Below are 13,226 nucleotides of genomic sequence, written 5' to 3' on the forward strand. Positions count from 1 at the left end.
TCCTCCATGTCTTGCCACTCGTCCGCTCCACATATGACTGCGCATACAGCAATGATAAGTATATCGAGCAGGTTGTGATCACACATGCCGGGGCAGCGAGGATCAGGAACTTTGGCTAAAAAATCAGCTAGTGGCTGGTACTGCTTGGCTTCCATGCGGATGAACTACTCTAGGAGACTCGAATAAACTGGATAGAGAGTTTACAAGAAATTTATCTTCGAGTGTTCAGATTGATGCAATTGCCCTGTCTCTGGTACTTCATGAAAGCGGTATGGGGATCGTTGCCAGCATTCTGCAATTACCTGAATACCCCCGCGATGCCTCTGTTTCAGAAATACTGATTCGCTTTCCCTCTTCGTCAAGAACTAGAATGTTTCCCAACAGATTCTCGTTTGAAGATATAACCTACAAAACTCCAGCTGAGCTCATGTTGTCAGGTCTTCTTGATCATCAGCGCATAGGCAACGCAAAAGTGGCTTTAACGACAAAAGACTGGGATACCCATATCGATCATTTAGTGATTGGGCATTATCCAGATACCTGGCGTACGGTACTTAACGATGCTCTTTATGTGAGCCCAAAGGAGTCTGCACCTAATTTTCGAAAGCTTCTGTCAAACCCCTTTCCTGTCAGGGAAAACATAAGTCCTGCCTATTCAAGCCGACTGCCTCTGGGCAGTCGGTACCTGGGAACGCTCATCCCTTCTGAAAGCCAGCGTCACTTTTTCAGTGAGACCATGATTTTTTTCAGTGTGGTGGCCAATGCTCTTCATACCCTGCAAAGAATTGCTGAAGGTCAGCAAACGAATGTTATTCTTCAGGGTATGTGGCTGGAATCAGGCACTGAAGCCAGCCAACTGGTCATTTATTCTGTTCCACAATCTACACCACACACGCTCAATATTCGCAGCAATCTTAAACAGTTATTACTGGAGTGGCTGTTGCGGGCTCCCATTTCCCCTGCCGAAAGCTCACTGATTTTTGATTCAGCCCTGCAAGCCCATAAGCAGCTTGATAGAGAAGCTCCCGACACCTATCTGTCCTCTTTTATTTCCATCTTCTTCAGATTAGTGACTACCGATGAAAGCCAGTACGCTTTTGAGTTTGAGGAACTATCAAGACTGCTAACAAGCTATGAGCAAGAGGGAAATGAATGGTATTACGAAGCGTTAGACCCCTATCGAACCTTTCGTAAGCTGTTGCACCAATGGCTTTATGCCACCTCTAAAAAAGAGTGGCCTAGACAGTCCGCGCTCGATGAACGAAGCACCGAGCACTTCCTCTTCCTGAGACTCACCCGCCCTGAAAACCTCAGAACACTGCTACCGGGAGCCATTCCTCACTACTTCATGGTGCTTCCTGATCATCAGACTGTATATAGCTCCCTGCTACACGATGCTCCTTCCCCCTTTCTGCAACGGTCCGGCCCAGTTATGCAGGATAAAGCTCTCACTGTCGCTTCGTCTCAAGGGGGAGACCCAGGTGCTTATTATGCTCATATAGAACAACAAGAAGGCGACCACCCTTCCACTGTCGCTTTTTTTAACGTTAAACCTGGCTGGAAAAGCCTGACAACTTTGCTCCATGACTTTGATGTCTGGCCTCTGCAAAACCGCGTCCAATATCTCAGACGGCTAGTAGTAGAATTGGATCAGCAGAATCCTGCTTTTCAGAGGCCGCTTCACCTACAGCACCTGATTGCTTTTGATCCCGAGCTGACGGTTCCTGGCATTATCCTTGAGCCAGGGCTGGCACAAGACTTCAGCCCCGGAGCGTTTGCCCAGCTAGTGCTTGAAGTGTTGACAGGTCAACTGCTTCCCGAAGGTAAATACCCTCGAATGGCAAACAGCATCGCCCGCCTTGAAAAGAGCTGCCTTAAGTTGTTGCCCTATCATCTAAGACCTGTACTGGAATTGATGAACATGGCTCACTGGCTACCATCGGCTGATATCACGCCTTCGATTTCTACACAGCAGTTACTGGCTCATTTAGGAAAGCTTCTGGACAGTCAAAACGGTAACCTGAAATCTGTTCAACTCTCTCCGGTCAGCCATTTTATAGAAGGAGGTGCTCCCCCCAAGCCGGATACTCTTTGCTCCTTTCCACTGCACTGTCATCCCGAGATTATGGCTGCAGCAGGCTTGAGCTGTAATGCACAACATTTGTTCTGCCCGCATTGTCAGATCGCATTCAGTCATACACGACATGTCTGGGAAGACCTGACGCTCAGACACTGGCTGAATTCACGGCAGAACTGCCGTAAAGAAAATCAGGCCACTCCGTCTGTGGCCCTGCAGCATATTCCCGACTTCCTGGTGCTCTGTTCTGAAAAGTTTGATCAGGATAAATGGCTGAAGGGCAGTATCACGAAGCAGGATCTGGACTGGCTGGCTCAACAGGATGCAGCTCAGGAAAAGTGGCTTCTGTTAGCCTGGCTAACTGGCTCTCAACCCGAACAAATTGCCCAGGCTTATCAGAAGCATCAAGACAACCCTCAGAATTTGTTGAAAGTCCTGCTATCCGGGAAAGCCATTACACGCTCGGTAATGATTCAGGCAGCAGAACAAGCGAATATGCCCCAGATTCATAAACTGCTGACTCATAACCTGGTAGAGCCTGTGCTCCCAACTTCAACGACAGTAGAAGTTCAATGGCTAAGCTATCAATACGCCCTATTTCTACAACAACACCCGGGACGGCTCGACATTCAAGAGCTGGAACAACATAAATCTGTCCTGTGGCAGGCTGACAACTTTCCGGACTGGCTACCCTTAGTGTCAGCTATACAAGAGCAACTCCCCGCTACTTTACCCAGCCTGCTTCATCATTCTCTGGAGGCCTGCAAAGTTCTGGCTCCTGATACAGAGCACATAGATCCGGTCCAACATCTTGTGAACTGCATTGTTTTTCTGACTGAACGTCACCGACTATCTGGTTACTGGGCTGTGACCGGCTACTTTCTGGGACTGACCCAAAAGCACTTAGAAAAAGCATCCCGCAAAGTTAACGACAATAGTCGTTTTAAAGAAGTAATGAATGTTTTTCTTAACCAGAATGGTCGTATTCCCGACCCAAGAGTACTGGGAATAGTATTTGAGCATTCCGGATTAACCTTGCTCAATCATCTGCTGCACTTTCCAGGCTCAGGCACAATCCAAATGGACTCAATGGCACTTCTGACCCCCTCACTCAGAGAACAGATCAATAAACGACTCTTTGAATTGAAGAGTAAGTTGATCTGGACGCCTCTTGGTGAAATCTATCCGAAAATCAACCAAACACTGAATCATCTACTGGGAGTGGCTGAGCCCGCTCTTCTTACTGATGCCTTGAATCAACGACTTAAAAGCCATTTCAACATTCCAGACGTCACCTCAATACACGGCGAACTTGCTGTGTCGGGTCATCCTCCATACAGCGGCCTACTCACCCATTTATCTTTTGATAGTGAAGTTCAGGGGGTGTGGATAGTGCCTCTGCAATCACTGTCCAGTGCACTACCCAACCTGATTCAGCAAATCGAATGGGCGGCACATGATCTCGAAAGATCACAACCAATGCCAGACCCTGTTACCCTGCGTCTGGAAACAGGAAGATTTAACCAAAACACGCCCTTTCTGCAGTTTGTACTCTACAAAACGTTGAGCTCTTCCCCTAATCCAGTCCCTCTCCATACAGACCTGGCCAGAGGCCTGCTGGGTTTATTTACCGGGCACAACCTCAGTCATCATCAATCCATGGAGATTGCCAAAGACGTGGAGCTGGTTGCAGGCCTTATAAGAACCAGCCAGATTCTGCCAGCTTCGCGCTATCAGTTCCGACAAGCACTGGCCAAATTGATCCATAACTGGCACCTCGCACCTCCACAGGAACCTATGCATCAACATTATCAGGCCGCAATGGCCACACTCAGGGAAAATCCGAACTGGCTTGATACCGATATGCCTCTGATCGTTCCCATTGCCATCATCAATAGAGGGAAAGACAAGGAGAAGTCCTTACAATGCACACAGTGCAACCATGTTCTGAAATCCCCCAAAAAACCGGATTGTTGTGAAACCACGCTCTGTCTTGATTGCATCACCAGCACCATGAGCCAGGATCAAACCGATTCAAGCTGTACTTTCTGCAATACCAAAAGGGAGCAGAGTCTGGTTCCCTATTCCGATCATGAATCCCTGGCACTCAAAGCCGCCCAAATACTCTACCAGTGTCGCGAGCCTGGCTGCTCTTCATCCGGAACTCTGGATAGTCTTGAGCTTCACAGCTGGAGTAAACACAACCTGATTCCCGGGCTGACCCATATAACAGATGAGGAAATGGTCAGCTGGAATCAAAGATTTCTACTACAGAGAGTAATCAGACATCTGGCTGCTCATCAACAACTGAACCAGAAGAATCCAGTGCTGACTACCTATGGTTCTGACACTCCGTTTGTCGTTCGGGTATCTGATCCTGAACAAACACAGAAGGTAAGGTTGATCTGGCAAAACAGCCAGAGAGACATTATAAGTGAAGAGTGTCCCTTATTTACTGCTGCCCATTTCGCACAGGGTGCCCAGACACGAAGGCTTTCACTGCATACCTGTCATGCCGTCAAACCACCTGAAGATGTGGACTCTCCAGATAAATACAATGTGCACAGTGACATTCACCCAGTCTTACAGCACTCAACGAACTGGCCAGATACCCAACGTGGCGAATACCTGATTCAGCTCAGCTCTCTTCTTATTTTGCTTAATCAGATGGGAATTCACCCTGTCTTTAAAGCGGTTCAACTGGTCAGATTCCAAAACGACCAGGGAGTTGAAACAGCAGGTATCCTGTATACAGAAACCTCCGATACCCGCTTGGCTCAGAACACCCTGTCAATTGCTCTATCGGTACTGGCAGGCCAGCTTGTAAACCCTGATCCTGGCCAGGTTACACCGGCTGATTTGTCTTTGATATTGAGCCACCATTTACTGCCAAAACACATAGCCGCTGCCCTTATGCACTTTATGCAGCCTATTCATGATGGGACACTGGGTTCCGTTATCATTTCAGATCCTCACCCAACATTACCCCTTAGCCCTGGAGCCCCCTCTTCAGCGCTTTACCTTGAAAACCATCCCACTCACCCTGTGGTCCTCACACCCTTATCACTACTGCAACAAGTACTAGGGTATGGACATCAATGGTACTGCTCAGGCTGTACCAAGGTGCATAACACCCCCCTGGTAAACCATTGTCTTGTATGCCCGGAAGGAGAACATAAGGATGATACCGACTTCTGCTCTGTCACAATACTCAAGCAGAGGCTGCACCATCCTGTGGATGAAAAAGCCCTGGAGGTACGCAGAAATTCTCTGTTGAACAGTCATAGAGCTTTAAATGCCAATGAGCTGGCACTGGCAGGCTTTCGATACAATCAGGAGAACCGGCAGATTGAGTGTCCCGAATGCCAGCTGAATATAGGCCCTTACCTTGGTCAGGTGAATCCCTGGTATGCCCATCAGACTCTACGGCCAGGGTGCCCCTACATTCGACCTTTCTATCTCCCTCAGCCTCTTTCATATTCTGTGGGACAATTAATTGAATTCATCAAGGAGTGTTACAAGAAACAACAGCCAAAGATTCCAGCAGCCGTTCTACAACAGCTCGGAGAGACCGTTTTGAAAGAAATGCGCAGCTATCTGGGCGATTCAGAGGATCAGCTTATGAAAGGCAGAATTAACGCCGAACAACTTTGTCAGGCTTTTGCCAAAGCATCCTTTCAAATGGCTCAGGATCTGGTTTGCCCAAGCTGTATGGACAAAATCAGCGATGTTCGACTTCAGCCCTGTGGACACACTATCTGTAAAGAATGCCTGGAAAAACTTTTGGAAATAAACAAACGGAACCACCCTGGTGATCCGCTGCCCTGCCATAAATGCAGAAAGCCTATGCAGGGGCTCGATAATATCAGGTAGTCATATTGCTGCTTTGTGGTTCATCAGGAATCACTGAAATTCGCGAGATACCCGTCAGGACACAGCCGGCCATGAAAACCAGAAAAACCTGAACTTCCCACAGAGGGGTCAGAGCAATACTGAGCATGAAACTCAACACTGTTAAGAGGAGGGCACGACGCTTATGGCTGGCTTTCATGCCCCTGTGTTTTTCCCAGTTGCTCAACAGTGTGCCAAAGTTGCGATGATTCATTAACCAGTGGTGCAGGCGTTTGCTTGAACGGGCAAAACAGAAAGCGGATAACAATAGAAAGGGGGTTGTTGGCAACAAGGGCAAAACAATACCCATTACACCTGCCACCAGAGACAGCAGTCCAGCTATTACCAACAACACCCGGATCATTCAGAAACCTTTCATGGGGTCAGGAAATTGAAAACGATAGCCCAGTTTACTTTTGACTTTATCGCTGTTCACAATTCGATAAGGAGCCGCTTCATTGAGAAAAACAGGCGAAGGCATATCGGATGCTTCACAGGCCCGGTTGTAAAAGTCACGCTTGGTCGGGTGTTCATCTGCAGAGCCGTTAAAGACTTCGCCCCATGCGTCCTGCTCAATAATCGCGGTCATAATGCCCACACAATCATCAACATGGATCATGTTAACCAGACTATCTGGTCCTTTCAGCTCTCGGCCAGCAAAGTAAAGTCCCGGATTAATGCCTCTGCCCATCAGACCCGAGAAACGAACGACCGTTGTAGCAAAAGACGAACGTTGGGTGAACAATTCTTCAATCGGTAGCCAGGATAATCCCATAAAGGCATCGCTGTCATGAGAAGCATCTTCTTCACGTACCACGTCATTGTTCTGGCGATAAACAGAAGTAGCTGAAATAAACAGAACTTTCTTCACACTATGACTTTCAGCTTCATCAGCAATACGTTGCATGATCGTAGTGAAATGAGAAGAAGTCTCTCTGGAGGGAGGTACGGTCACGATCAGAATATTAGCATTGAATGCAGTCTTGAGATCACCTTCAGGCTCAGGAGTGAACTTTAGAACAGAGGTTTTCAACCCCCTGGCATTCAGTTCATCGCACTTTTCCTGACGGGTAACGGTGCCGCTGACGTCATAGCCTTTCTCGACCAGTGCTTCAGCCAGTGGCAAACCCACTCGACCATAACCAACGATGCTGATGGAGGTTTGATTAGTCACTGCTTTTTCCTTTGGCTCGTTTCTTTTTAGGCAATTCGGGATTGGGCTTTCGGGCATGCCATAAATGCCTGACAGCCATAACCGGATGCCTCAGGAGCATTCTGGGTCCACCGTAACGCATGATAATCCGGGCTTTTTCCTTCATATCTTTTTGGTAGCAGTGGATCGGACAATTCTGACAGACCGGTTTCACCTGCCCATAAGGGCATTTGCTCAAACGGAACCCGGCAAATTCGACAAACTCCAGACACTCCTGACAAAGCCCCTGCTCACGCTGCCTGTCAACATGGTGATCACGACAGTAAATACGCGTCATGGCGGTGATGGTGTTGTGCTCAAAGAGCAGTGCGCCTGTCAAAGGCTCTGTCAGTTTTTTCATAGAGTGTTATCGCTTAAGACTCAGGCAGCAAGCTGCTTCAGCGCTTCAAATTTTTCCAGTTGCTCTGTCACAAAACTCTTGTCTTTGTTACGACGGATATAAAGCTTGAATACGGTATTGCCTGAGTGACTGAAGAATTGTACCGACTTGGTATCGACACCATGGAAAGGCTTGGAAACCAGGGCAATTTTGCTGTAACCATCCAGCTTCAGGTGGCCTTTCAGAGGCGTGTTTTTGTCACTCATGTTGTAATAGCCAAACTTCATGCCGCCTTTCGGGAAAGGACCGGCCAGTTCAAAAATATGGCCATCGACGTCAATAACCGTCAGCAGTTCACCCCAGGTACGGAACTCTTCAGTGAGCTTTTCAAAAAGGCTGCCATCCAGCAGAGTCGCCATATCTTCTGGCAGGTTGCTGACGACCTCTAGTTCAGTGACTGACAGTTCAGCGGCAATCTCTGCAGGCAGCTTTTCAGGGTTCTCGGCAATGATAGTGCGAACAGCTTCCCGGGTATTGATGGATGTCATAATGTCTACTCCTGATAATACTTTTACTTCGCTAACTTCAAGACTGCTTGCTGTGATGAGGGCAGCCTTTAGGTGCACCACCAGACACAGGCGCTCTTTTGGCATGCCCGCCCATGTGCACTCCGGACTCAGAGGCTTCGCCCGTCAAAGCCAGCAAATATTGCTGCAGTCCCTGATTCATATTCACAGCCCAGAACTGTCCGGCCAGGGTTAAATCAAGAAACTCGCCATTCATTTCAGCCAGACCATTACTCACCCAGGCCTCAAACAGTGGACGACAGAGGCGACTGAATTCAAACCCGCTCTTATCCATCTCTTTCAAGTTCAGGAAACCCAGATCAAAAGCGGCACCTGCAGCATTAAACGCCTTGTACAGAGGACTTGGGGCAACAACACCCATTACAGGTTTTCTGCCTGCATCGATGTCGGCATAGTAATCATCCAGCTTGCGCTGAAGCATCATGCTGTGGCCAGCAATGTTGCCACCAGCGCCTGATCCGAAAGGAATCACTTCCGCACCAGATTTTGACAGGTGGTTGTAGAGGTTGCGCTCTCGTGCGCTTCTTCCCCAGTGACTGACACTTAAACGACGGAAATGTTTTTTATTCAGAAAATCGATGGCCGCCAGAAAACGATCGGCTTTTTCTTCAGTACCAGCCGGGGTTGGCATTGAACCTTTTTCAATACTCTGTGCCATTCGGGTGTGACCCATAAGAATCAACTGATAAAGATCAGCGCCATCAATTCCGCTGTCTACCAGAATCTCAAGGTCTTTCAGCCAGCTTTCTGTGGTCTGGTAAGGCAGGCCAAAAATCAGATCCACCACCACGGCCACCTGATCCGTAGACATCAGCTTTTGCAGTCGCTCAAGGATCACTTCCTGAGGATCGATTCGGCTCATTTTCCGGCGGATAGTGGAATCAAAGGTCTGAACCCCCAGAGAAAAGCGGTTAAATCCGGCCTCAATGCAGGCATCGATTTTTTCATCGGTCAGGCCATTAAAGCGAGACTCAAACGTCATTTCGCAATCATTGGCCAGCGGAAGGTGCTTGCGAATGACTTTACCCAGTCGGCGAATCTGCTCAGGGGTAAGATCTGTGGGTGTTCCACCACCAAAGTACACTGCGTGAATAGGCGCACTCTGAACTCTTGGCAATGCTGCTGTCATCTCGATTTCACGAATCAGATAATCAACATAACGTTCAACCTGAGCTTCTTTCGTGGTGTTCTGAAAAAAACCACAATAGGAACATTTGGTTTTGCAAAATGGGATATGAAAATACGCCGCCCGTTTGCCCTTGCCCGGCAGAGTCATCAGGCGATCCCAGGCTTCCTGCCACTGGTGTGGAGGCAGAGGCGTTCCGGCGCCACGGCTGTGCGCATTGGTCTTTTTGTCAAAGGCATGGCGCAGTGGATCAGGCACAGAGCGCCCTGCCATGGCCTCAGTAATTACAACTGGCTGGTTCATAGCACATCAATCAATTTCAAAATGTTCGGTATTCAGAGCCCTGCTAAACAGGGCTCTGGAGAGAAGTCAGGCTCAGATTTCCCACTTCACACTGACAGAGAAGTTTCTGCCAGGCTGGGTATAGCGGTTAAGACCTTCATAGGTGCTGGAAAGACCGCGTACGTCATCCCACTTCCAGTATTTTTTGTCGGCAATGTTGAAGATACCGGCGGTCAGCGTCACATCCTTTATCGGCTTGTAGTATGTGGTCATATCCACAATGCCGTAGCCAGGTGTCGCGTATTGATCGCCATTAGGACCGGTTTCATCAGAGGCTGTATCGTTTTGAGAAATATCATCCTTATCTTTCTCAGCAACCAGTGTCCACATCAGCTCGCCACCCCAGTTCTCGCTGGGAGCATCGTAGCCAAGTCCAATAACTGCAGTCAGAGGTGCAATGCTGTTTAACGGCTCATCTTCCAGCAGGTTGCCATTGGCATCGGTCAGCGTTCCTCGCCCCTTGCTCCAGGCGATGGCGGTTTTCAAACTGGTACCTACGGGTGCCCCAAAGGCTTCATCCAGCCAAAGGTTGCCCTTGAATTCGACCCCTTTAATCTTGGTGTCATCCAGGTTTTGATACTGATAAATCCCGGCAACAGGGTAGGTATTGCTTTTACCCAAATAGACCTGCTCGATAAAGTTATCGTACTGGTTGTAGAAGAAGGTCAGCTCGGCACTGCCCAGACTGCCATTGGCTCTTAAGCCCACTTCAATCGAGTCGCTCTTTTCCGGCTTCAGTTCGGGGTTTGGCTTTACATGCACAATGCCCGGTACTTTCTCTTCAAAGTACATGGCAAACATATCAGGCGTACCGAATCCCTGACTGTATTGGGCAAAGCCGGAGATCACGTCGGTAAACTTGTAAACAGCGCCCAGTTTTGCAGACCAGTTATCGTAGGACTGATCCTTAACCTCGGTCGTGTAATATTGATCCGTTTTAGTCTTCGGAGAAAAACTGTCGTAGCGGATTCCCGGCGTTACTGTCAGTCGGTCATTCAGCAGGGTGATTTCATCCTGAAAGTAAATACCTACTGAATCAACAGTAGCCAAAGGCGCATAACGTCCGATGTCATTCTTTTCATCAGCCGGGTTCTGGACATAGGTCGTCTTGTTCAGGTTGTCCTGTTCTTTTCTTTCAAAGGCCAGACCATAACTGAACAGGTGGTTCGCCGTTTTAAAGTCCAGCTCTTTGGTCAGATTCAAATCGAACTGCCAACTGGTTTCCTTGTAGATGTAATCCTTGTTTCGAGCTTGGGTCTCCCAAACCGGTTTGAGCTTACCACCAGTGTTGACCTTCATTTCATCAACAGTGATCTGGTTGGTTTCGGACTCCTGCCAGTTCAGGGACCAGTGCAGGGTGTCAAACGCTGTTGTGAAAGCTTCCCATTCATGGAAAACGCCTAAACGCTTACGTTCGGTAGAATCATCCGCTTCAAACTTGTCATAGGGTGATGGGTTGCCCTGAGGCTGAGTGCCTACCAGAGATTTCAGATCAGTATCTGAATTCTGCTTACGCCATTCTGCAGTCAGGCCAACACGATGAGCATCGTTAATTTGATACTGCAACTTACCCAGAATGTTGTTAATGCCAATGTCTTTTGGGTCCGCTTCTCCCCTGGCATCACCGGTTACATCAGCACCACTGTGAGTCTGGGTCTCCTTGGCGTCACGGCGGGTATAAATCAGCATGCTTTCCAGGTCACCATTGCGATTGGCAAGGGTACCCGTTTCAGTAAATGCGCTGTCTGCGGAAGAGTAGCCGCCTTTCAGGGAAGCGTAAGAATCATCGCCTTCCGGCTTTAGGAAATCAGCTGGATCTTTAGTGACAAAAGCCACTACACCGCCAATCGCATCACTGCCATGAATGGTGGACGCCGGACCTTTTACGACTTCTACCGCCTTAATGGATTCCATATCAATGAAATTACGCTGGGAACGCAGGAACATTTTGGTGGAGTCAAAAGCTTTGGCCTGATCGACGCCATCAACCGTAATCTTGACCCGGTTGGCGTCCATCCCGCGAATATTGAAGCTGCCTGCTCCTGTACGACCATCGTCTGTTACATTGACGCCCGGCTCATAACGAACCAGATCATCAATGTCGTTGACCATTCTTTTTTCAATGTCATCTGCGGTGGTGACATCCACACTGCTGGCCACGGAATCCAGTGTTTGTTCCGTTCGGGTTGCAGAAACAGTCACCTGGTCGAGCAACGTTGCCTGAGTGGCAGGTAACGCTTCTTCAGCCTGTGCTGTGGCAGCTACTACAGCCATAACTGCCAGGGCCAGATGAGTTTTTTGAATCGCGGGTAGGCTCATTGTTTGCCTGTACTTCTTGGGACCCGATGTGCGTAATCCGGGTCAATTACCAACTACGGTTAACCAGACTGATAGTTATGAGAGAGCTGTCTGGTTTACCCTGGAATTTAATTAGGATGTTACTTTTTAAGACACCCTAATTGCAAATCATTATCGTTTAGAGATATACGTATTTCCGGTCGAGTTTACGCAACGGCTTAACGATCACTTTGCCAGCTTGAACTCTGCCACGACGGGCAGATGATCTGACAGGGTTTCAGTATGACCCTGAACGACTCTGGCCTTGATTAACTTAAGTCCGGTTGAGTGAAAGAGATAGTCCAGCGTTCTGTCCAAACCCAGCTTTGGGTGGGTAGCCTGCGTAAACCACTGATGTCTTTCAGCACCCGACGCCTGCTCCGGCGTTGGAATCACCGCATATTTGGAGGTCAGTACAGATAACTCTGAATCTTTCTGATACCAGAACTTTTCAGAATCATCCAGGTGTTCATACTGCCCTTCAGGGATCAGGTTAAAATCACCACCCACCAACCATTGGGATTCCCCTGACATTGTGGCCAGTCTTTCATCCAGCTGCTGAACCTGTCTTTGCATGATGTCCAGCCCCTGGGCGAAGGCATCCAGATGAGTATTAATCACCGTGAGTGACCCGGCCCCAAGATTAATTCTGGCTTCCAGTAAAGCCCTGTTACAGGTCAGAGGCAAAAGAGACTGGTCTGGTATTGCCGGAAGGTCATGCCGGACGGCACTCTCAACAGCAAACCTTGAAAAGGTCAGCAGATTCAGTCCACCAGGCTCTTTACGGTCATTCAGTGATCCATGTCCGTTCAGATAGGTGTAAGCGGTATAAGTGCTGCAATGAAACCGGGCAGGCAGGGCATCCTTGAACCATTGAACCTGATTCATTTTAACCCTGGGATCTACGTCTACTTCCTGAAGCAGAAGGATATCAGGATTTTCTTCCTCAATCAGGTCTGCCACCTGTTGAAAGACTTTCAGCTGTTTTGCTATATCCAGGGATTCCCTGCTTTGCGGGGGATTCCATAATTCATAAATACCGCCGGCCATAAACTGGACATTCCAGGTCATTACCTTGAAGGTTTGGCCAGGCTCCAGAACCTCCGGCTTCCCATTGCATTGAATGGGAGGCTTGGCAAAGGCATGCCCTGTTCCAAGCCCCAGCTTAAGAAGTACAGTAGTCCAAAATAGCCACGTGTGAATTTGAGATGTCTTCATTACTGAAGGCATATTGCCCCCTGACTTGATGAGCCACATATCGGTGATAACCGACCACGGGCATCAAGTATAGATACTGGGACAGGTATCAGAATGACTCCAGACGCTTTCGGGAA

The 13,226-nt window shown here is 48.5% G+C and carries 9 protein-coding genes; 1 reads left to right on the forward strand and 8 read right to left on the reverse strand.

Annotation, left to right across the window (positions count from 1 at the left end; all coding sequences use genetic code 11):
* Positions 1 to 155 (reverse strand): transposase family protein (locus WG89_RS32895; RefSeq protein WP_172806667.1); only part of this gene is annotated, 155 nt, incomplete at its 3' end.
* A gap of 272 nt (positions 156 to 427) precedes the next feature.
* On the opposite strand from WG89_RS32895, the gene WG89_RS10980 reads away from it, so the two are divergent.
* Entirely contained in the window at positions 428 to 5,950 is a 5,523-nt protein-coding gene (locus WG89_RS10980; protein WP_172806786.1) for an RING-HC finger protein, read from the forward strand.
* Here WG89_RS10980 and WG89_RS10985 read toward each other — a convergent pair.
* The 7 genes from WG89_RS10985 to WG89_RS11015 form a co-directional block, all read right to left on the reverse strand.
* Positions 5,943 to 6,323: a YbaN family protein gene (locus WG89_RS10985; RefSeq protein ID WP_245662901.1), complete on the reverse strand. Its 381-nt coding sequence runs from the start codon at positions 6,321 to 6,323 to the stop codon at positions 5,943 to 5,945. The two genes, WG89_RS10980 and WG89_RS10985, sit on opposite strands and share 8 nt — an antisense overlap.
* Positions 6,324 to 6,332: 9 nt before the next feature.
* The gene (locus WG89_RS10990) at positions 6,333 to 7,142 is read right to left on the reverse strand and encodes an NAD(P)H-binding protein (RefSeq protein ID WP_062265609.1); all 810 of its coding nucleotides are present in this window, start codon (positions 7,140 to 7,142) and stop codon (positions 6,333 to 6,335) included.
* Positions 7,135 to 7,521 carry a nitrous oxide-stimulated promoter family protein gene (locus tag WG89_RS10995; RefSeq protein ID WP_062265612.1) on the reverse strand — a complete coding sequence of 129 codons (387 nt, stop codon included), beginning with the start codon at positions 7,519 to 7,521 and terminating at the stop codon, positions 7,135 to 7,137. The genes WG89_RS10990 and WG89_RS10995 overlap by 8 nt, the downstream gene beginning before the upstream one ends.
* A gap of 20 nt (positions 7,522 to 7,541) precedes the next feature.
* Entirely contained in the window at positions 7,542 to 8,048 is a 507-nt protein-coding gene (hutX, locus tag WG89_RS11000; protein WP_062265615.1) for a heme utilization cystosolic carrier protein HutX, read from the reverse strand.
* A 37-nt stretch (positions 8,049 to 8,085) separates the two neighbouring features.
* Positions 8,086 to 9,516, reverse strand: coding sequence for a heme anaerobic degradation radical SAM methyltransferase ChuW/HutW (gene hutW / locus WG89_RS11005; protein ID WP_062265618.1), 1,431 nt, complete (start codon positions 9,514 to 9,516; stop codon positions 8,086 to 8,088).
* Between the two features lie 72 nt (positions 9,517 to 9,588).
* On the reverse strand, positions 9,589 to 11,874 hold the full coding sequence (locus WG89_RS11010) for a TonB-dependent hemoglobin/transferrin/lactoferrin family receptor (RefSeq protein ID WP_062265621.1): 2,286 nt from the start codon (positions 11,872 to 11,874) through the stop codon (positions 9,589 to 9,591).
* A gap of 204 nt (positions 11,875 to 12,078) precedes the next feature.
* Entirely contained in the window at positions 12,079 to 13,122 is a 1,044-nt protein-coding gene (locus tag WG89_RS11015; RefSeq protein WP_062265623.1) for an endonuclease/exonuclease/phosphatase family protein, read from the reverse strand.
* Positions 13,123 to 13,226 lie beyond the last annotated feature (104 nt).

Origin of the sequence: Endozoicomonas arenosclerae (assembly GCF_001562015.1) — a bacterium.
Lineage (GTDB): Bacteria > Pseudomonadota > Gammaproteobacteria > Pseudomonadales > Endozoicomonadaceae > Endozoicomonas_A > Endozoicomonas_A arenosclerae.

What these genes read in the sequence shown, in the direction of transcription:
- WG89_RS10980 (WP_172806786.1), top strand. Translation starts at nt 428, where the DNA reads ATGTTGTCAGGTCTTCTTGATCATCAGCGCATAGGCAACGCAAAAGTG.
- WG89_RS10995 (WP_062265612.1), bottom strand. Translation starts at nt 7,521, where the DNA reads ATGAAAAAACTGACAGAGCCTTTGACAGGCGCACTGCTCTTTGAGCAC.
- hutX (WP_062265615.1), bottom strand. Translation starts at nt 8,048, where the DNA reads ATGACATCCATCAATACCCGGGAAGCTGTTCGCACTATCATTGCCGAG.
- hutW (WP_062265618.1), bottom strand. Translation starts at nt 9,516, where the DNA reads ATGAACCAGCCAGTTGTAATTACTGAGGCCATGGCAGGGCGCTCTGTG.
- WG89_RS11010 (WP_062265621.1), bottom strand. Translation starts at nt 11,874, where the DNA reads ATGAGCCTACCCGCGATTCAAAAAACTCATCTGGCCCTGGCAGTTATG.
- WG89_RS11015 (WP_062265623.1), bottom strand. Translation starts at nt 13,122, where the DNA reads ATGCCTTCAGTAATGAAGACATCTCAAATTCACACGTGGCTATTTTGG.